Raw genomic sequence first — 20,485 nt, forward strand, 5'->3', positions numbered from 1 at the left:
ACCATGTGCTTGATCGCCTGGAACTGGCAACCCGGCAGCGCCACGCCGCTGACGCTGATTGCCAACCGCGACGAGTTCTACGCCCGCCCGACCGCGCCCTTGCACCGGTGGGGCGACGCTGCCTTGTTGGCCGGGCGTGACCTGCAAGCCGGCGGCACCTGGCTCGGCATGGCCGTGCATGAAGGCCGCGGGCGTGTGGCGGCACTGACCAATCACCGCGCCCCGCGCTTGCTTGATGCGCAGGCCCGCTCCCGAGGCGAGTTGGTCAGCGAGTTCTTGCAGGGGCAGGCCAGCGCTGCGGATTTTCTGGCCGCATTGGCCGCACGCGCCACGCGCTACAACCCTTTCAATCTGCTGCTGTTTGATGGTGTGCAGTTGTTGGGTTTTGAGGGCCGGCAGAGTCGCATCGTCACGCTGCAAGCGGGCTTGGGCGCCGTGTCCAATGCCGACTTCAACACGCCCTGGCCGAAGCTGCGCAAGCTCAGGCAAGCCCTGGCCGATGTGTCCGGCGATGCACCCGGCGAGGTGGACAACCTGCTGGCGCTGCTGCGCGATGCCGATCAGGCCGCTGATGGCGATCTGCCGGCTACGGGCGTTCCGATCGAGATTGAGCGGGCGCTGTCGGCCATTTTCATCGCCACGCCGGGCTACGGCACGCGCTCCAGCGCGGTGCTGCGTTTGCGTGCCCACGCATTTGAGTTTGTCGAGCAGGGCTTTGGTGAAAGAGGTGAGCCAACTGATGTAACGCGTTATGTTGGCGTGCTCACTGCACTCACTGCAAAAGCCTCAGACCGGTAGCTTCAGCCACAGTGCCAATTGCTTGAAGAAAATGCAATACAGGGCGATCGGCAAGGGCAGGCCGATCAGGGTGCCCAGCAGGTAGCTGCGGAACCGGACCCCCGAGAGGGCCAGCGCATAGTTCAGCGCCGGCACGGTTTGAAACAGCAGGCGCAGCAGCGCCACGCTCTGTACGGGATGTGAGTCCAGCCGTGCGAGCAAGCGTGTATACAGCCGCGTAAACAGGCTGGCCAGGCTGGCAAACAAGCGTTGCCGCGCGGGGCCTTGCTGCCAGCCGCGCAGCGCATCGCCGCCCAGGCCGCGTATCACCGCAAAGGTGCCCACACAGGACAAGCAGGCCGCCACATAGGTGCTCAACCCGCCCCAGAGGGGCCCCAGCGTGAGCACCGCGGCCGCCAGAAACAGCCCGCCCGGAATCTGCAGCAGATTGCCCGCCATGAACGCCAGGCAAAACACCAGCAGGCCCACGCCCGTGTGCAGGCCGAACAAGGCCCGCAGATGAGCCAGGCTGAATTGCGTGTCCAGCCCGCTGAGCCGCATGCCGACCCACAGCAAGGCCAGCAGGCCGGCGACCAGCAGGAGGCGCTGGCCGCGTGTCATCGTCATGTCTGCACGCTTGTCGGCGCAGCCGCGCCGTGCGCGGTTTTGCGCACATCGGTCACTTCGCGCATGTCCGGGCCCTGGCCGCTGAAGCGGTCCAGCGCCAGATAGATCACCGGTGTGATGTACAGCGTGACGGCTTGCGAGAGGATCAGGCCGCCGACCACGGCCAGGCCCAGGGGCTGGCGCAGTTCAGCGCCGGCGCCCAGGCCCAGAGCGATGGGCAGGGCGCCCATCAGTGCAGCCAGGGTGGTCATCATGATGGGCCTGAAACGCAGGATGCAGGCCTCGCGGATGGCCTGCTGTGGTGTCATGCCGCCGTTGCGCTGGGCGTCGAGTGCGAAGTCGATCATCATGATGGCATTCTTCTTCACGATGCCGATAAGCATCAGGATGCCGATGGTGGCGATCAGCGTCAGCTCCATGCCAAAGAGCTGCAGCGTGATCAGTGCGCCCACCGCCGCCGAGGGCAGGCCGGCCAGAATGGTCAGCGGGTGGATATAGCTTTCATACAGTACGCCCAGCAGTACATAGATCACCGCCAGCGCCAGGCCAATCAGCAGCAGCTGGCCGCCTTGCGAGTCTTTGAACACCGCTGCGTCGCCGCCGTAGCTGGTGATGATGGTGGCGGGCATCTTCATGTCGCTGGCATAACGGTCTAGTTTGGCAGTGGCTTCACCCAGGGGTACTTCGGGGGCGAGGTTGAAGCTCAGGGTGATGGCCTGCAATTGGCCCTGGTGATTCACCGCCGTGGGGCCCAGCTCGCGTTTCACCGAGGCAAAGGCGGTCAGTGGCACCAGTGCGTTATTGCGGCCGCGCAAGTAAATTTTGTTGAAGGCGTCTTCACTTTGCCGGTCGCCGTCGCTCGCTTCCATGATCACCTGGTAGGTGTTGCTCTCGGCGTAGATGCTTGACACCTGGCGCTCGCCAAAGGCGTCGTACAGCGCGTTGCGAAGGTCTTGCATCTGTACGCCCAGCAGCGTGGCGCGGTCGCGGTCGATCACCAGATTGGCCTGCAGGCCGCGCAGCTGCGAGTCGCTGGTGACGTCACGAAACAGCGGATCGGCGGTGAGCTTCTCCTGCAATTTCGACGCCCATGAGTTGAGTTCTCCCGCGGCCACCGATTGCAGGGTGTACTGATAGCGGCTCTTGCTTTGCCGGCCGCCCAGTTGCAGGTTTTGCACCGGCTGCAGGTAGACCGCGATGCCGGGCAGGGTCTTCATCGTCTTGCGCAGGCTCTCCATCACCTTGGCCATGGGCGCTCGTTCGCTGCGAGGCTTCAGGTTGATAAACATGCGGCCGGTGTTGACGGCGCTGCCGTTGCCGCCCACGGCGGTGGCCACACTGGCCACGGTGGGGTTGGCTTTGACCAGTGCGGCTGCGCGCTCTTGCAGCACCGTCATGGCGGCGAAGGAGATGTCTTCCGACGCTTCGGTGCTGGCGCGAATCTGGCCAATGTCTTCTTCTGGGAAAAAGCCTTTGGGGATGACCACGTAGAACCAGGCGGTGGCCGCAAAGCTCAGCACCGCCACGCCCAGCACCCAGGCACGGTGGCGTAGCGCCAGGTCGAGCGAGCGACTGTAGGCGCCCAGCACGGCGTTGAAACCGCGCTCGAAAAGTTGGCCCAACGCGCCCTCTTCAACGTGGTCGTGCGGCTTGAGGAAGCGGCTGCACAACATTGGCACCAGGGTCAGCGAGACACCCGCCGACACCATGATGGAGAGTGACACCACCACCGCGAATTCATGGAATAGCAGGCCGATCACGCCGGGCATGAAGAAGATGGGGATCAGCACTGCCACCAGCGACACCGAGATCGAGAGAATGGTGAAGGACATCTCCCGCGCGCCGCGCACGGCGGCCTCGAAGGGCGGCACACCGTCTTCGATATGCCGGTGGATGTTTTCCAGCATCACGATGGCGTCGTCCACCACCAGGCCCACAGCCAGGGTCAGGCCCAGCAGCGAGATGTTGTCCAGGCTGTAACCCAGGGCGAACAGCAGGGTCAGCGCACCGATCAAAGAGACTGGCAGCGACAGCGCCGGAATCACCGTGGCCGCCACCCGCCGCAAAAACAAGTAGATCACCAGCACCACCAGGGCCACCGTCAGGCCGAGGGTGAAGTAGACGTCATGCAGCGATTCGCGGATGGAGAGCGAGCGGTCGTTCAGCGTTGTCATCTGCACCGAGCCGGGCAACTGCGCGGCAAAGCGCGGCAACATGCCCTTGACAGCGTCCACCACGGCCACGGTGTTGGCGTCCGGCTGGCGCTGCACGGCCAGCACGATGGAGCGCTCGCCGTTGAAGTTGGAGAAGGACTTGACCGTCTCGAAGCTGTCTTGCACCTCCGCCACATCGCGCAGATAAACCGGCGCTCCGTTGCGTGCGGCCACCACGATGTTGCCGAATTCTTGGGCGTTGCGCAGCTGCTTGTTGGCCTGGATCGTCAGTGTCTGGCGGCTGCCGTCCAGCACGCCCACGGGGGTGTTGGCGTTGGCGCCCTTGATGGCGGTTTGCAATTCCTCCAGCGTGATGTTGCGCTGATTCAGCAAGTCACTGCGCACGCGAACCCGCACGGCAAAGCGCTTCTGCCCGTAGATCGACACCTGAGCCACCCCGTCGATGGTGGACAGCGAGGGGGTGATCAGGTTCTCCGCAAAGTCATTGAGGTCAGAGAGGTTGATGGAGGGCGAGGTCAGCGCCACCAGCAAGACGGGTGCGTCAGCCGGGTTCACCTTGCGGTAGGACGGCGGCGTGGTCATCTCCACGGGCAGGGCCCGCAGCGAGCGGAACAACGCTGCTTGCACGTCCACCGCTGCGGCGTCGATATTGCGCGAAGGGTCAAACTCCAGCGTCAGCGAAGTGTTGCCCAGCGTGTTGGTGCTGGAAATGGTGGTCAGCCCAGCGATGGTGGAAAACTGCTTTTCCAAGGGCAGGGCTACCGATGAGGCCATGGTCTCCGGCGAGGCGCCGGGCAGCACCGCCTGCACATTGATGATGGGCGTATTGAAGGATGGCAGGGCTGCCACGGGGATCTTGCCCCAGGCGGCCAGGCCGGCAATGATGAGCGCGATGTTCAGCAGCACGGTCATCACCGGCCGCCGGATGAAGGCTTCGGTCAATCTCATGTCGGGGATCCCGAAGTGGCGACCGACGCTGCAGCAGAGGCCGCCGCTGCAGCCGGGTTCACGGCCGCCGCTTGCAGGGTCAGCGGCACGCCGGGGCGCAGATTTTGTTTGCCGTCCAGCACCACCTGGGCGTTGGCGGCCAGGCCGTCCACTACCGCGATTTCACCGAATACATGGCGAATCGTCACCGGCACGAGTTTGGCCGTGGCCGGAGAACCTTCGGCGATATAGACCGAGCGCTCATTGCCGCGCTGGATGATGGCCGCCAGCGGAATCGTGACCACGTTCTTCAGCGTGTGGAGTTGCAGGCGCAGCTGCACATACTGGCCTGGCCACAGCTTGTGTTGCGCGTTGTCGAACTCGGCCTTGAGGCGGATCGTGCCGGTGCTGCTGTCGACCAGATTGTCGACAAAGCTGAGTCGCCCGTTGAGCCGCTCACTGACTGCTTGCGCACCCGGCACCGTCGCAACGACGGGCGCCTGCCGAGGCCCTTGAGTTTGCGCTTGCAGCACCTGGGCCAGCTGGGTTTCGGGCAGCGTGAAGCTGATGGCGATGGGGCTGATCTGCGAAATGGTGACCAGTGCCGGCGCAGTGGCCGCGCCTTGAACCAGGCTACCCGCCACCACGCTGATGATGCCGGTACGCCCGCTCAGCGGCGCGCGGACTTCATCAAAACTCAGCGCCACCTCTGCGGCCTGCACGGCAGCGGCATCCGACGCCACCAATGCGCGCTGGGCCTCCAGATTGGCCAACGCCGTGTCGACTGCACCTTGGGCCACAAAATGCTGCGCCAACAAATCGCGCGCGCGCTGGTATTGGCGCTCCAGGTCGGCCTGTGTGGCGCGGTCGCGCGCCAGCTGGGCGCGGGCCTTGGCCAGATTGGCCCGGTCGGTACGATCATCAAAGCGAAACAGCAACTGCCCGCGAGCCACATCGTCGCCCTCTTTGATCAACACCTGGGTGACGATATTGGTGGTCTGAGCGCGCAAGTCCACGGTTTTCAGCGCGGTGACGGTGCCGGTGGCCTCCAGCGTGATGGGCACGTCTTGCAGGCGCGCGGTGACCACGCCCACGGCCATTGCAGACCCGGGTTTTGCGTTCGGCGCGGCATTTTGCGCGGTGAGGGCCTTGTCCTTGCGGGACGATGAAATTTGGAACCAGGCGCCGGTCGCCAAGGCGACCAGAACCAGACCCGCGGCAATGGACTTGCGGCGCATGTGAACGGCTTTCTACAGAAGACAAGACTCCCGTTGGAGGCGAGGCCACCAAGGAATAAACCGGCGAGCTTACGTGATCGGCGCGACGAAATGTTGCTGCGGTGTTAATGCGTCAAGTCGTCGGGGCGGCATAAGCACCCGGGCGATCCGAATCGTTGAGCTCAAATCGAAGTTTGTGCCAAGGCCACGGCCAGCGCCGCCCCTTTTTCGGCATTGTTTTTCACCAGAGCGATGTTGGTGAGCAGGCTGCGTCCCTTGCTCAAGGCTTTGATGCGTGCCAGGATGAAAGGCGTGACTGCCTTGCCTTGAATGCCCTGGGCATCGGCCTCCTGCAGGGCTTGGGTGGTGATGGCGTCGATCTCAATCCTGGGCATCGCATCGGCGCTTGGCACCGGGTTGCTGATCACCACGCCACCGGCCAGGCCGAGTGCCCATTTGGTGTGCAGAAATCGCGCGACATCGGCCACGCTGTCCATGCAGAAGTCGCATTTGAAGCCGCTGTCCGGCGTGTAGAAGGCTGCAAAGTTGGCTTGCCCGAGGCCCAACACCGGCACGCCGTGGGTTTCAAGGTATTCCAGCGTCAGGCCGATGTCCAGAATCGATTTGGCGCCCGCGCACACCACCGCGACCGAGCTGTGCGCCAACTCCTGCAGGTCGGCTGAAATGTCAAAACTACGCTCCGCCCCCCGGTGCACGCCGCCTATGCCGCCGGTGACGAAGACTTGAATACCCGCCAGTTCCGCGCAAATCATGGTGGCGGCGACGGTGGTGGCGCCGATCTTGCCGGTGGACAACACATAGGCCAGGTCGCGCCGGCTGACCTTCAGGGCCTCGGGCGAGCGGCCCAGCAATTCCAGCTCAGCGTCACTCAGGCCGATGCGGATTTTTCCGTCCAGCACCGCGATGGTGGCGGGCACCGCACCGCCGGCGCGCACCCGGGCTTCCACCTCCCGGGCGGTCTGCACATTTTGCGGGTAAGGCATGCCGTGCGAAATGATGGTGGACTCCAGCGCCACGACCGGGCTGCCCGCGGCACGGGCGGCCGCGACCTCGGGGCTGAAGGCGATCAGGCGCTGGGCATCGGGCCCCAGGTTTGTTGGAGCGGCCGGCAGGGCAAGCCCTGGCATCTTCTGGGTGTTCATGGCGGAACTATAGAAGACGCGGTCAGCGCGTCAGCGCCGCATCAAGGCGCGATAGACGCCGCGCGCAGCTTCAGGCCCACCGCCTGCGTCATCGCCTGCAGCTTGGGGTTGATGGCGGCAGCGCTGTCGCTCGCAACTTTTTCGCCCAGGGCACGCTCCATCTCAGGCACCAGTTTTTCGAATTTCTTTTTCAGCGGGGACTCCAGCAAGGCAATGATTTGCTGCAATTCGGCGTCGTTGAAGTTGCTCAGCAGCAGGGGCGTGATGGTGGGGCCCACCATTTTGTGCGCACTCTCTTTGGCCAAGGGCGTGGCTTCGTCCACATAGGTTTGCACATCGGTGCTGATGTCTTTGAGTGTGCGCTCGCGCTTTTCAGCGCTGACGCGGCCTTGCAGCACCACGCGGGCTTGTTCCATGGCGTTGAGCGCCGGGCGTTGCACCATCACGACGGCCACATCTTCCACATGCCACAGGCTGAGCAGGCGGTCTACCAAGGCCTGGCGTGCCGGTGTGACGGGGGCTGGGGCCGCCGAGGCTGCTGGGGCTGCTGCTGCAGGCGGCGAGGTTTGCGCTTGCGCGTTGGCCCCGCACAGTGCGGCGCTCAGCAGGGTGAGGGAGAAGGACAGGGCAGAGAAAGATGAGAACGACAGCTTCATGGACGAGGTGGGTCGAGGAGAGGGACAGGGGGGAGGAGCGGGGGAAGGAACGGGAGGCAATAGGTGGGCGGCCCGCTCAGAACGGATGGCTGAGCGAGATGCCGAAGTAGCGGATGTAGATGCCGCCATTGATGTCCAGGCCGGCGTAGGGGTTGTAGATCACATTGGAGAAATTGGTGCAGTTGAGGTTGCAACTGGTGTTGGCGGGCAGGTTGAAACGGCCATGCGCGTAGCTGGCGGTGGCGTCAATGCGCAGGCCGCTGTCGGCCTGGTAGCCTGCGCCCACGCTGAATACTTTCAGGTCGGGCAGGGGCGCAATCAAGTCCATGGCCGAGGAGGGCACCGAGGTCTTGCGCGGCTCGTAGCCGCCGCGCAGGTGAATGTGCTGGCCCACGCTCAAATCCACCCCGTAGCCGAAGTGGATGGGGCTTTTGTAGCCACGCGGGATCACCAGCTTGCTCGCGTCGCCCTGGCCGAAGATACGGGCCATTTGCAGCAGCGAGATCTGCTGGTCGAACTGGAAGGTCATCTTGTCCCAGCGCGCCCAGTTGGTCCAGTTCACGTCCACATTGAACTGCAGAAAAGACAAGGGCTTGATCTTGATGCCGGCTTGCACGTGCTCAGGGAATGGCAGCACCAGCGTGGCGTTGCCGGTCTGCGAGGCCGGGATGCTGGTGGGCATGCCGAAGGCGGCCGCCAGGATCGGGCCTTGCAGGCTGCTGTACAAGCCTTGCACGAATTTGCGCAACACCGGCGCGGCTTCGAAGTCATAACGACCCGTCAGCACGGTACTGGAGCCGAACTGGTACACGGCGCCCATGGCAAACCAGTCCTTGGGCTCCCACAAGACGCCGATGTTCAGCGTCGGGTCCATGGGGGCGGTCATGTCGAAGGTCATGTCGCCCACGGTGTTGAAGGGGCGCAGGCGCCCCTCCTTGCCACCGCCGCACAGCCCGAAGCCCAGCGTGTCCAGCGGGTTGCCGCTGTCGCCGCACCAGGCGTCCTGCAGTTTGCCGATGATGCCCAGCAGTTCGTTGGGCATGCGCATCGCCGTGTTCAGCATGAAGCCCTGGTGCGCAATGGGCACCGAAACGCCCAAGCTCAGCGTGTCGCTGACTTGGTACGCGGCTGTTGGTGATAGATAGACCAAGCGCTGGATCACGACCTTGCGGCCGTCGAAGCGCGCCGGGTCGTTGGGATCTTTGGTGCGGTCAATGCCCACGCCCTGCGGCACATAGGTGGCGGTGCCAAAGGTCCATTTGGAGTCGGGCTCATGAAACGCCAAACCCAGGCCGGCCGCCACTGCCGCGGGCAGGCTCCAACTGGGTGAGCCGTACATGGGCAGGTAGATGGCTTGCCGCACCGGGCCGGTGGAGGTGCCGGCGATGGGGTCGTTCTTCCACCCCCCGATGTCAAAGCCATCGGGCTGGTGAAAGCTCGCGTAGGGCTTGATCGAGGCACCGAACACAGCATCTTGCCGGCGGTTGGTCTTGATGCGCGCCAAACCGGCCGGGTTGAAGTGGATCGAGTCCAGCCCTGGCGGGTCGGCAGTCACCGCATTGCCCATCGACATGCCGACGACGCTGACCGCCAGGTTCTCAGTCAGTGCTGCCTGCGCGTTACCTGCCGTGCCCAGAGCGGCGCCGCCCACCAGGGCCGCAGCCAGCGCGCGCTGGCGCTGGCCTTTGAAGAACTTATGCATGCCCGCCTCAGAGGTTCAAGGGCATGTTGAAGCCGAGGGTGAAGCTGGGCGAATCGGGGCTCAGGCCCACGCCGACCGAAACGTTCATCGTCGTCTTGGGAGAGGCACGCACGCCCAGGCCGAAGCTCAGCACGCCCGAGGTTTGGGTGGCCGTGGCGTTGGTCGTGCCATCCAGCATGGTCAGGTGTGAGCGGGCAGAGATGGTTTCCTGAAAGGACATGGTGGTCGACACCTTGTACGACAGCGCGTAGGCAAAGCCCATGCCGAAACCCAGGCTGGGGCCGGGGCTCATCTTCACCAGGGTGGCGGAGCCAACGGTCTGGTTCAGGTGGCTGGCGGCCATGCCCAGGGTCAGCGACACCGAGCCGAAGATCGCCACCGGGTCCATCACCTTGGAGGCGTTGGCTCCCAGCGTCAGGCCGTTGTAGCCTGAGCCGGTGCCCAGGCCTTGGCCATTGATGGTCTTGAAGGGGCTGCGGCCGGTGGCCAGGCGGAAGGTGGCCGAGGTCGTGAGCGAGGGCATGTCGCGGCTTAACTCCAGCGGCTGCCAGCGCACACCCATGGACAAGTCGCCAATGCCATTGGTGATGCCCGAGAACGAGTCGGACTGGCTGTACTTGCTGACCAGCGGCAGTGTGACGTTGCCGGTGAGGTTGTCCATCAGGCCGTAGTCGGTGGAGATGGTGTTGGTGAGGGTGTGCGAGCGGGTGTTCTGGATGTTGAACAGCGTCAACGTGGAGTCGGTGAACTTGGCATTGATGACCTGACTGCCGATGTAGGCGTAGCCCATGTCATAGGTGAGCGCCAAAGCGCCTTTGCGGATCAACGAATACTGCTTGTCCGCGGCGGTCAGGGTGGCCTTGAGCAGGGCAGCCTGATCCACGTCGCCCTCCTTTTTGGCCAGGGCATCGCGCACGGCATCGGTGCTGGTACTGCCGCTGGTGGCGGCCGTCTGGGCTTGGGCCAGCCCGACGTGTATGAAGAGGGTGAGCAACAGGGCCGGGGCTGCAGCAGTCGAGGGGCGGGAAAACAGAGCAGTCATCATGGATCAGCGTCGAAGTGTGTAAATGCCAAGGTTGGCCTGTACCGCAGCGCGCAGCGCCTCGGTGGTGTCGAGCGGGGGGAGGTTGGCCTGCGCGCGCAATTGATCGGAGTCAATCACGCCCAGCTCTTGATCGTTCAGAGCCAGCAGGTTGACCGCCTTGCCCTGGGTTTTCGAGGGATAGAGCAGAAACAGGGTGTGACGATCCCACAGCTCTTCAAAGTCGGCCACCGAGAAAACGATATGCCCGACCGATGGATCGGCCAAGTAGACCTTGCCCGCCCGCAACCCGCGAAACACCACGAAATGCTTGAACCCGGCGTAGTCGATGGGCACGATGCCGGGCTCTTTAAGCTCGGCCAGGTCTTTGATTTCGGCCTTGAAGCCGGCGCTGTCCGAGCCCAGGGTGTTGACGTAGCGCTTCATGTCTAACAGCGAAAAACCACGGCGCTCGATGATCTTGTCGCGCTCACCAAAGGCCAGCATGCCTTCCATGGCCTGCTGCTCGGTGACGGGGATGCCCAGGTAGTTGTTGATCACCGTCACCAGCGCGGCTGAACCGCAGCTGTAGTCATAGGCTTGGTGCACGATGTTGCGAAATTTCAGCTCCGACAAAGGCTCAATCTGCACCGCCGCCGGCACCACGCCGCCGCCCACCTGCGCCATCGGCAGCTCGAACTGGTGCTCCGGGCGGTCTTTGGCGGGCTTCAGCGTCTCCAAAGTGGAGCCACCGATCAGCATGGCCAGGGTGCCCAGCAAAATCATCAGCATGGTTGAAAATCCTCGAACTCGGGGGACGCGCTAGCGTAATGCGTTATGGGGGCGGTTCAGTGTCAAAGCGGGGTGGATTCGCCTGATTAGTGAGGCTTGTCAGCGGCTCATTTGGACCAGAGCAACACTTGCCCCTGCAATTGCGCGCTGCCGCTCAGCTGGATTTGGCCCATGCTGGCGGTGATGGGCGCCGTGGCGTCCGCCTGTGCCGCGATGGCGCGAATGCCGAAATCCTTGAAACCGAGAAAGCTGGGCAGCCCCACCTGGATCACGTCGCTGATGCCGGTGCTGCCTCCCGGCCCCGCGATGGCCTTGACCTCCAGGCCCAGCATGTCCAGCGTGCCGCTGATTTTGTCGAGTACCAGATAGCTGGTGGCACCCGCTACCTTGAAGCCGACGCTGACTCGGTTGGTGGAGTCGGCGGCGGTGTTCAGCTCCAAATGCGCATTCAGCACGATGCCGTCACGCCCGGTCACGGCAGACAACGCGGCGTCGTCCAAGGGCGTTGCCGCAAAGCTGGTGGAGCCAGCCGGGGCGAGAACGCAGCCGCCCATCAACCCGGCGGCACCCAGCAGCCGGGCCACTTGCTGATGCATCCGGGCGCTGCGCAATTTTTTCGTGATGGCTCTCATCTCAGCGCCCGCTCTTCAATTTGATGTCCAGGTACTGGATTTGTACGCCGCCAATGCGGCTGGAGCCCAGGTCCACATTGCCGCCGACGTCGCTTTTGAAGCTGATGTTGTCGATCAGCACGCTGCCGACCGGCGCGGTCTGCCCGGCGCTGGGCCAGGCAATGTTCAGGTGCAAGGCGGTGCTGCCGTCAGCGGCGGTCACGGTGTTGATCAAGAGCGGTTGATTGCTCAACGAGCTCAATTGCCACAGGCCTGTGGGGCTCAATTGCTGGCCGTCTGCCGTTGCCGCGCCCAGGTGCAAGCCGCGCAGGGTGAATTGCTCGGCGGTGGTGGGGTCGTCGATCAGGGTGGTGTCGAGTCGCCCGCGCGGGCGCAGGGTCAGGGCGCCCAGGTCCAGCCGCAGCCCGAGCCCCAGGGCAATGCCTTGCACATCGGCGTCGGCATTGGGCGCAATCTCCAGCGTGGTGCCGCTGCTGCGCAAATTCTGCAGCAGCAAGGCGCCCGCTTTGAAGGTGTTGCTGTTGGCGTCGGTCAGCTCCAAATCGGCCGCGAATTGCCAGAGGATGAGGCCTTGCGCGTTCAGCGGCTCGCTGAGCACCACCTTATCCGGCAGCCCCCCGCCGCGTTGCACCAGGGTGAGTTGGTAGGGGTCGGTGTAGGTGTTGGCCGTGTCGTCCGAGCGTGAGAGGCTGATATTGTTCAGGCTCACGCCGCTGGCGTCGGTGCTGCTGCCCAGGCGCAGGGAGAGCGAGCCGTTCAGCGAAAACCCCTGCAGATTGAAGGCAAAGCCGTCGCGGGCGTGGACCGTGGCCAGTTCATCGTCTGAAATGCTCTGCAAACTGGCCTGCGCCGGTGCAGCGAAGACGGCCAGGCCTAGCGCTGCGATGTGAACTGAAACGACAAAAGCCGCCCGGTGTGCCAGCGACTTTTTGAGGAATGCAAGGGGGCGCCACATGGCCACACCTCAGCCGCCCGGTTTGGCCACATTGGCCGGTATCGTGGTGCCCAGGGTGGCCGCCAAGCGATCACGCCAATTGAGCCAGACGCCAGCTTGCGCGGCGTCCGAGGCGGTTGTCATGCCGGTGGAGGTGGGGTATTGCACGGTCGACTTCAGCACCGAGATGAAGAAGTCCCGGCTCGCCCCGCTGGCGTTGCCCGCCTGGATGGCGGTGATATCGGCCAGGCTGAAGGGGCAGGCTGCGCTGCCGCAGGTGGTGCCGTCCCAGCGTTTGCCGCCGAGCGTGTCGGTGCGGGAGTCGAGCGTGCGGCCTTGGCTGTCGGTCACGGCGACCGAGCCGCTGATGCTTTGCGCTGAAATTCCCAAACTGCCCGTGATGCCCTCAAAGCCCAAGCGCATGCCAATCACTTGGCGGGTGCTGCCGCTGCCCGAGTACACCATCTCCATATACGGGTTATTGAGCGTCACCGTGCGCTGGGCATCACCCAGGTCGCTGCGGCCAAACTGCAGCGTGCTGATGGCGATGTCGGCACCCGTGCCATTGCGCGTGGTGCTGGTGTACTCGCCCAGGCGGATGTTGGTGAAGTTAGCACTCAAGGTGATGTCGGCATTGAGCGTGACCTTGGAGAAGTCATAGCCGTTGACGCTGGTGTTGGTCACCTCCACCATCGCCTGGCCCCACACCTCGGAGAGCACCACGTCGGGCAGTGGCTTGCCTTGTGCCTGCGCGGCCTGTACCGGCAGCAGACTGAGCAGCACAGCCAAGGCCAGAGCGGCGGCATTGAGGTGGTGGCGCAAGCCTTGCAGGCAACCGGGGTGGTGCCCGTCCTGAGAAAAACTCAATGCGCCCATATCCAGATCTTGGAGCCCTGCATGTCGAAATTGGTGATGCTGATGCTGCCAAACGACGCAGCACTGTTGCCCATGGTGACAGACCCCACGTTAATCGAAGGGCTCAGACGGTGATCAAGTCCAGCGTTAGGAATTGCCAACTGGATCACGTCACTGCGATTGTCATACAGGCCACTGCTCACCAAACGCGCAATGCCGGCAGCGCCATCGGCGCCATAGGCTGCCATGGAGTTGCTGAGGGTGCTTGTGAAGCTGGCTGCGCTGAGCACGTCCACCGTCATCACAAACAAACCCGAAATGCTGATGTTGTTGAAGCTGATCGAGCCGCCATCGGGGTTGCTGGCACTTTGCGTGCTGTAGCTGAAGTTGCCGATGTGGATGCTCAAGTCCGCGCTAATCGTCACCCCGTCCCGGCCATGCACCTCGGCAAGATCCTCGTCATCCATGGCGGCCATGGCATGCGCGGCACCGGCCGAGAGGGCCAGCAGCACAGCGAAGACACAGCTCAGGATGCGGCTCATGCGAATGATGCTCCGTGGGGCGTGGTGGTTAGGTAAAAACCCGTGCTGAGCGCAAACAGCCCGCCGGGGAAAAAAAGACCCGGGGCAAAGCCCGGGCCCTTTTCATCTCTTCGCTCTCAACTCATTGAGATCAAGTCAGACGAGAGCTTAGTGAGCCCACATCCAGATCTTGGTGCCTTGCAGGTCGATGTTGTTGATGGCCACCGAGCCGAAGGACTTGGTGCTGTTGCCCATCGTGATCGAGCCGACGGTCACGGAAGGAGCCAGCTTGGAATCCAGACCGGCGTTGGGGAATGCAAACTGAACGACATCGCTGGCGTTGTCGTACACACCCTTGACGACCAGGTTGTTCAGGTTGGCTTGCGGGTCAGCGCCGTAAGAGGCCATCGAAGCGCCGACGGTGCTTGCGAAGGCCGAGGCGTTCAGGATGTCCACGGTCATCACGAACATGCCCTTGATGCCGATGTTGTTGAACGACACGGAGCCGCCGTCGGTGCCGGTGTCGGTGTACTTGAACGAACCGATGTTGATGTTCAGGTCACCGGCGATGGACACACCGTCTTGGCCGCTGACTTGCGACAGGGCGCTGTCATCGATGGCGGTCATGGCGGAAGCCGACAGAGCAGCGGAAGCGAGCAGGGCAGCGACGGCGGAGATCTTGAAGAATTTCATGATGAGTTCCTGTTTAACTTGAAGTGGAATTTTCAAAAGTACAGAGGTCTAAGCGATCAGCTTAGTGAGCCCACATCCAAACCTTGGTGCCTTGCAGGTCGATGTTGTTGATGGCCACCGAGCCGAAGGACTTGGTGCTGTTGCCCATCGTGATCGAGCCGACGGTCACGGAAGGAGCCAGCTTGGAATCCAGACCGGCGTTGGGGAATGCGAACTGAACGACATCGCTGGCGTTGTCGTACACACCCTTGACGACCAGGTTGGTCAACTCAACCGTCACAGCTTGTTGGCCAGCGGTCAGGGCTGCGAAAGCGCCGGCGCCGTTCTTTGCGTCATAGCCGGCTTGTGCCGTTGCGAAAGCTGTGGTGTTGCCCAGAACGCGACCAACAGCGGCTGCGTCCAAGTACGAGCCCATGCTGGTGCCGACGGCGCCGCTGAAGGTGGCTGCGTTCAGGATGTCCACGGTCATCACGAACATGCCCTTGATGCCGATGTTGTTGAACGACACGGAGCCGCCGTCGGTGCCGGTGTCGGTGTACTTGAACGAGCCGATGTTGATGTTCAGGTCACCGGCGATGGACACGCCGTCTTGGCCGCTGACTTGCGACAGGGCGCTGTCATCGATGGCGGTCATGGCGGAAGCCGACAGAGCAGCGGAAGCGAGCAGGGCGGCGACGGCGGACAGTTGGAAGAATTTCATGTGTGTATCTCCAGATATGGTTTTGAACGAGGACCGAAACGAACTGAACTAACTCTTTTTGCTCAACGCGCTTACCGTGTTCACTGTCACGGCCTACCTCTTTAACAAGACCGGTTCTGGTGGGATCCGGCTCGGCGCAGAGTTGTCAGCGGCGTGAACGAATCATGCGCATTAGTTGGCGATTTCTTCTGACTTTGCGAGCCAAGCTCTTGGCCTTGCAGGCCCTCCGTTCGGTGGGGAGTGAGAACCCCAATGGTCATTCGCGGGGGGTCAGCGGGTTTGCACTGATGCGGCCAATTTGCACGCTGTTTTGGCCCAAAAACCGCGTGTTTTGACCGTTGTGATTTCAGCAAAATCCTGTCGCTTTTCTCTCTGAAATCAGGGGTTTCATGCGCCACCGGTCGGGCTTCCCTGGGGAAGTGCTGAAATGTTGTCTAAACCTGTAAAGACAAGCTGAGAATTTCAGGTGAAATCAAACGCACTGATGCGTGTTGAAAATTGAGTGACCGGCGGAGCCTTTTTGAGGCCTTCGGCCTGCTGAAACGACACCACGGCGACACCGGGCTGGTTGGGTGTTTCATTGCCCCAACAACTGGGTCGGTTTGGGCCTCGTTGGATGGCCCTTATTCAGGGGGGATCAAGACGGGGTTGGCGCGGAGATTTTTTGGGCCGACACGTCAAAAAAAATTTCGCAAGACCTGAAATGCCGTTTGAGCCGAAGTTCTCACCTCCTCCGCCTGTTCGGGCTGAGCTTGCCAAGGCGGGGCAAGAAAAAAGGACCGTGCGGTCCTTGATTCAGTTGGCGTTGGCGGCGGTGCTGGGCTCTGCGCTGCCCGTGCGCAAGTGGCTGGGCGAGTGGCCGAACCAGCGCTTGCAGGCGCGGTAGAAATTGCTGGGGTCGGCAAAGCCAAGTGCGAAGCTCATCTCCGTGGCGGAGATGCCGCCTTTGGCGAGAAAGCGCTCGGCTTGTTCGCGGCGGGTTTCGTCCAGCAGTTTGTTGAAGCTGGTGCTTTCTTCCAGCAGGCGGCGCTGCAGGGTGCGTTCACTCATGCACAACAGGGTGGCGATGGTGTCGCGTTTGGGGTCGCCCTTGGGCAGTTGCTCCAACAGCACCTGGCGGACACGGCGTTGCACGCTGCCGGCGTGGGAGGCCATTTGTTGCTGTGCTTCAGCCACGCACAGGGCGGCCACGCCGGGGTTGGCGGTGGGGATCGGGGTTTGCAGGTCGGCGCTGTCAAAGACGATGCAGAACTCTTTGGCGTCGAAGCGCAACTCGCATGCAAAGGCTTCCTGCCAGGGGCGCAAGTCGGCCGGGGCGGCAAAGGGGTATTCAATGGCCACGGGCCGAACGGCCTTGCCCGTCACCCAGGCCAGCGATTGCAGCAGCACATTGGCCAGAAAGTCATAACGCTGCAGGGGTACTTGATGCAGGCCCTTGAGGTACTCGGCGCGCAGGCGGCTGTGGCCGTCGGCGTGCACCAGCTCCAGGTGAATGGTGGGCGACAGCAGCAGTGAATAACGCTGCAGATGCGCCAGGGCGTCACCCAGATGGCGGGCGGAAAGAATCAGGTGCGAAATGGCACCCATGGCCACGATCGGGTGGCTCAGTTCAGTCAACCCAATGCTTGCATTGTTGCTGCGGGTGGCCGCCAACTCCCACACCTTGTTGTAGGCGTCGGAGAGCATGCGGGCATCTGTTTCGCTCGATTTGACGCCCAACTGGCACAGCAATTGCTCAAGGCAAATGTCGTGTGCGTTCAGGGCCTCGGTCATTGCGTCGCGCCAGTTGGCCTCCGGGCTCACCTTGCCGGCGGGCTTGGCCGCTGCGCCCAGGTGGCCGCTGCGGTGACCCACGCTGCGGCCGACTGCGCCAGAGGCGAAGGTCGGTGCGGAGCTGGTGAAAGCGGCGGCGTGTGCGCGAGTCATGGGACGGTAAAGCAGGTCTGGGGGAGCCCACTCTAGGTGCATGCCTGCGCCCTGTCGCCGTCCGAAGGGAGAGGTACCGCGTGTTTCGGGGGTTAGTCATACCTATCCGAAAGGATAGGTTTTGTCCCCCGTGACGCCCAAAATCAGCGCACCCAGCCCCGTTCGCGTGCAATAAACACCGCATGGGTGCGGTTGCGGGCATCGAGCTTGTGGTTGACGTTGCGCAAATGAAACTTCACCGTTGGCTCGGAAATGTGCAGGTTGCTGGCGATCTGTTTGTTGGACATGCCCGCAGCCAGGCATTGAAGAATCTGCAACTCGCGGGTCGAGAGGCCGGCGGGGGTGGTATGCGGGCCGTCGAGTTCGTCACGGCCCTCCAGGGGCAGCGCTTCGAAACCTTCGATGGGGGGGGCGTCAGGTGCAGGACTGTCTGTTGACACCGATACCGGCGCCGCCCCCGACGACGGCGATGATGTGGCGGATTCGATCGAGTCTGGCCCCCCGTTGGCCCTGCTTTGCGCCGTGGCGGGGCGCCGTACAACGTCAGTTGGAACCCGGCTCAACAGGTGATCCAGCGAGGTCAGCAGGGCGGGGTCGATGGTCTCGGCACGAATGGCGCGCAGCAGGGCCACGACCTGGGGGCCTTCTTCGAGAAAGCTGGCATGCAGTTGTTGTCCCGGCGGGCTGCGCAGCAACTCGGTCAACAAGCGGCGGGACTCTTCGTCGCGGCCCAGCAAATGCAAGGCCTGCGCTTGCAGAATGCTCAGCTTCAGGTGCCGACGCTGGCGCCCCAACGCGCCGGCTTCAACGCGCTTGCTTGCGCAGGCTTCCAGCACGTCTGCGGCGCGCCCTTCGCGCAGGCCCTGGCGCAGGGCGGCCACGGCCTGATCTTCTACATCGTTGATGGGCGTCATGCGCTCGGCGTCGAAGTCCCATTGGGTATGCAGCGACAGGCGCACCGGTGTCGAGGCATGGCCGTGGTCCATCTGGTGAATCAGCTGGTACTGCTGCTCCATGCGCATGGGGGCCACGATGCGCGCAAAACCAAGCGAGCGGCCCAGCTCGGCGCCGGCCACGATCAAGGCGCTGGCCTCGGCGTACTGGCCACGCCGGCACAGAACGCGGGACAAGATGCGGTGCGCAATCACGATGGCATCAAGAAACACCAGTTCGGCCACCAAGTCGAGATACTCGCGCGCCAGGCTCTCGGCCCGGTCGAACTCGCCGATTTCATACAAGGCACCGGCTAGGTAAAGGCCTACGTAAGCGGCACTGACGCTGTGCCGCCCGCCGCTGCGCCCAAGCTCAGCCACCGTGGGCTCCAGCAGTTGGATGGCTTGCTGGGCCTGTCCCATGGCCAGCAGCGTGTATTGCGCAATCCCGTAGCTGAAGGTGGTGCCGTACACCCCACCAAGGCGCTTGAGCAGCAGTCGGGCGCGGTCAGCATTCAACAGCGCGGACTCGAAGCGATGGGAGCAGAGGTCGACGTAGGCGGTCAGACAAGTGAAAACGGCCTCGCTCAGCCCGGTGAGCGCAATATTGGCGTAGCTTTCGAGAATAGCCTCGCCTTCGGCCACGCGGTCCATCATGACCAGCGAGAGCGGCTCCAGCAGCCGGTACTCCGGCAAATCCTGCACACGGGGCTCGGACTTCAGTTCGCGCGCGATCTGGCCAGCCTGCGCGTAGTCGTACTGGAAGATGTGGGCCCAACTCAGCACTACCAGCAATTGCGGGTAGTCGGCCAGTATGTGTTGCGGCACGCTGCTGAGCCACTGCCGGCAGCTGCTGATGTGGCCACGGGCCAGCGCGCCCCAGGCGTGGCCGCTGAGAATCTCGCAAGCCTGCGCGTAGTTGCCGGCGAGCAGCGCGTGATTGATGGCGTTGGCGGCGTCGCCGGTCTGCAAAAACCAGCTGGCCGCGCGTTGATGCAGGCCGGGCAGGGCCTCGGGCATGTCTTCACCCAGCTTGCGCTCCAGGAATTCAGCAAACAGGGGGTGATACCGGTACTCGTTGCCGGCGGCGCCCATGCGCAGGATGAACAAGCTTTGTTGTTCCAGCTGACGCAGCAACTGTGCGGCATTGCTGATCTGCACCACGGCGTTGCAAATGCCGGGGTTGAGTTGTTTGATGGGGCTGCTTAGCAGCAAAAAGTTCTTCAAATCGTCCGGCTGGTCCCACAGCACTTCTTCGTACAGATAACGGCCGATGTCAGCGGTTTGTTCGCAGAAGTTCTCGATGAAGCCGCGTTTGTCGCCGCGCGCCTTCAAGGCCAGGGCGGCCAGTTGCAGGCCGGCGGGCCAGCCTTCGGTGGCATTGACCAGGCGGCGCACGCTGGTGGCGTCCAGCGCCAGTTGGTGGCGCTGGTTGAGAAATTGCTCAGCCTGGTCAAAATCAAAGCTCAGCTCGGTCATGCCGATCTGCAGCAGTCGGCCCTGCGCCTTGAGTTTGTACAAACGCAGCAGGGGCGCGCTGCGGGCGGTGATGAAGAGTTTGCAATGCGCAGGCAGGCGCTCGATCAGGCGCTGCATCAGGTCGATGACGCGGGGCTCGCGCAGATGGTCGAAATCGTCCAAAAACAGCGCCGTGGGCTTGGCGATCTGGGCCACCGCGTCCAGCACATCCTGCCCGCGCTGCGAGCCGGTGTAGCGGGCATCCATCAAATTGGGCAGCGGTTGAGGGGCGGCGCCTTCATCGGTGCCGGCGCTCAGGGCCGATTGCATCAAGGCGCAGAAGGACTCCAGGTGGTTGTCTTGCGCGCTGAGCTGAATCCACGCGGTGACGTAGCCGCGCTCCTGGAGTTGCCCGTAGATATTGAGCATGGCGGTGGTCTTGCCAAACCCCGCCGGGGCCGTGGCCAACACCAGGGTCACGTCGTCGCATTCTTCCAGCCACCCCGCGAGATTGGGGTTGTCCACCAGGTAGCGGCTGGGTTGAGGTGCAACAAGAAGCGGCATGAGCAAACCTATGGAACGAGGAGTTTGGGCGTTAGCGTACTTGATGGCGCCCCGGCAGGCCGGGTGCACGCGGCCTTATCGTGTGGCAAATGGCAACTTTATGGCGCGAAGCGGCTTGGCGTTCGCTCGCGCAGAGCTTGCGAGTGTCGGCGTAAGCTGCCCGTCAGGTGCCGCAAGACGATTGGTCTAGGCAGCCCCCTCTAGGTCAAAGGCA

Annotated in this window: 17 protein-coding genes; 1 reads left to right on the plus strand and 16 read right to left on the minus strand. The window is 63.1% G+C overall.

What is annotated here, in order from left to right; translation table 11 throughout:
* Positions 1–3 precede the first annotated feature (3 nt).
* Positions 4–798: an NRDE family protein gene (locus PRZ01_RS07445; RefSeq protein WP_273596139.1), complete on the plus strand. Its 795-nt coding sequence runs from the start codon at positions 4–6 to the stop codon at positions 796–798.
* Here PRZ01_RS07445 and PRZ01_RS07450 read toward each other — a convergent pair.
* The 16 genes from PRZ01_RS07450 to PRZ01_RS07525 all read right to left on the minus strand — a co-directional run bounded on the left by PRZ01_RS07450 (position 787) and on the right by PRZ01_RS07525 (position 20,271).
* The gene (locus PRZ01_RS07450; RefSeq protein WP_273596140.1) at positions 787–1,404 is read right to left on the minus strand and encodes a VTT domain-containing protein; all 618 of its coding nucleotides are present in this window, start codon (positions 1,402–1,404) and stop codon (positions 787–789) included. The two genes, PRZ01_RS07445 and PRZ01_RS07450, sit on opposite strands and share 12 nt — an antisense overlap.
* Complete coding sequence (locus PRZ01_RS07455; RefSeq protein ID WP_273596141.1) at positions 1,401–4,526, minus strand: efflux RND transporter permease subunit; 3,126 nt, start codon at positions 4,524–4,526, stop codon at positions 1,401–1,403. Before PRZ01_RS07455 ends, PRZ01_RS07450 begins: the two co-directional genes overlap by 4 nt.
* Positions 4,523–5,743 (minus strand): efflux RND transporter periplasmic adaptor subunit, encoded by a 1,221-nt coding sequence (locus PRZ01_RS07460; protein ID WP_273596142.1) that lies wholly within the window; start codon positions 5,741–5,743, stop codon positions 4,523–4,525. The genes PRZ01_RS07455 and PRZ01_RS07460 overlap by 4 nt, the downstream gene beginning before the upstream one ends.
* A 161-nt stretch (positions 5,744–5,904) precedes the next feature.
* The gene (locus PRZ01_RS07465; protein ID WP_273596187.1) at positions 5,905–6,870 is read right to left on the minus strand and encodes a pseudouridine-5'-phosphate glycosidase; all 966 of its coding nucleotides are present in this window, start codon (positions 6,868–6,870) and stop codon (positions 5,905–5,907) included.
* 56 nt (positions 6,871–6,926) lie between these two features.
* Positions 6,927–7,541, minus strand: a complete 615-nt coding sequence (locus tag PRZ01_RS07470) for a DUF2059 domain-containing protein (protein WP_273596143.1) — start codon at positions 7,539–7,541, stop codon at positions 6,927–6,929.
* Positions 7,542–7,617: 76 nt separating this feature from the next.
* Complete coding sequence (locus PRZ01_RS07475) at positions 7,618–9,243, minus strand: OmpP1/FadL family transporter (protein ID WP_273596144.1); 1,626 nt, start codon at positions 9,241–9,243, stop codon at positions 7,618–7,620.
* Positions 9,244–9,250: 7 nt separating this feature from the next.
* Entirely contained in the window at positions 9,251–10,288 is a 1,038-nt protein-coding gene (locus tag PRZ01_RS07480; RefSeq protein WP_273596145.1) for a transporter, read from the minus strand.
* Between the two features lie 3 nt (positions 10,289–10,291).
* Entirely contained in the window at positions 10,292–11,056 is a 765-nt protein-coding gene (locus tag PRZ01_RS07485) for a C39 family peptidase (protein ID WP_273596146.1), read from the minus strand.
* Between the two features lie 107 nt (positions 11,057–11,163).
* Positions 11,164–11,688: a hypothetical protein gene (locus PRZ01_RS07490; protein ID WP_273596147.1), complete on the minus strand. Its 525-nt coding sequence runs from the start codon at positions 11,686–11,688 to the stop codon at positions 11,164–11,166.
* Position 11,689: 1 nt separating this feature from the next.
* Positions 11,690–12,643, minus strand: coding sequence for a hypothetical protein (locus tag PRZ01_RS07495; protein WP_273596148.1), 954 nt, complete (start codon positions 12,641–12,643; stop codon positions 11,690–11,692).
* 9 nt (positions 12,644–12,652) lie between these two features.
* A complete protein-coding gene (locus tag PRZ01_RS07500) occupies positions 12,653–13,489 on the minus strand; it encodes a hypothetical protein (RefSeq protein ID WP_273596149.1) in 837 nt (278 codons plus the stop codon).
* The gene (locus tag PRZ01_RS07505) at positions 13,486–14,019 is read right to left on the minus strand and encodes a DUF6160 family protein (RefSeq protein ID WP_273596150.1); all 534 of its coding nucleotides are present in this window, start codon (positions 14,017–14,019) and stop codon (positions 13,486–13,488) included. Before PRZ01_RS07505 ends, PRZ01_RS07500 begins: the two co-directional genes overlap by 4 nt.
* A gap of 147 nt (positions 14,020–14,166) precedes the next feature.
* Positions 14,167–14,691 (minus strand): DUF6160 family protein, encoded by a 525-nt coding sequence (locus PRZ01_RS07510; protein WP_273596151.1) that lies wholly within the window; start codon positions 14,689–14,691, stop codon positions 14,167–14,169.
* Positions 14,692–14,752: 61 nt separating this feature from the next.
* On the minus strand, positions 14,753–15,391 hold the full coding sequence (locus PRZ01_RS07515) for a DUF6160 family protein (RefSeq protein ID WP_273596152.1): 639 nt from the start codon (positions 15,389–15,391) through the stop codon (positions 14,753–14,755).
* Between the two features lie 795 nt (positions 15,392–16,186).
* Complete coding sequence (locus PRZ01_RS07520; RefSeq protein ID WP_273596153.1) at positions 16,187–17,317, minus strand: AraC family transcriptional regulator; 1,131 nt, start codon at positions 17,315–17,317, stop codon at positions 16,187–16,189.
* Positions 17,318–17,460: 143 nt separating this feature from the next.
* Positions 17,461–20,271: a helix-turn-helix transcriptional regulator gene (locus tag PRZ01_RS07525; RefSeq protein WP_273596154.1), complete on the minus strand. Its 2,811-nt coding sequence runs from the start codon at positions 20,269–20,271 to the stop codon at positions 17,461–17,463.
* Between the last annotated feature and the right edge of the window lie 214 nt (positions 20,272–20,485).

Origin of the sequence: Roseateles koreensis, from assembly GCF_028595305.1 — a bacterium.
Classification (GTDB): Bacteria; Pseudomonadota; Gammaproteobacteria; order Burkholderiales; family Burkholderiaceae_C; genus Paucibacter_A; species Paucibacter_A koreensis.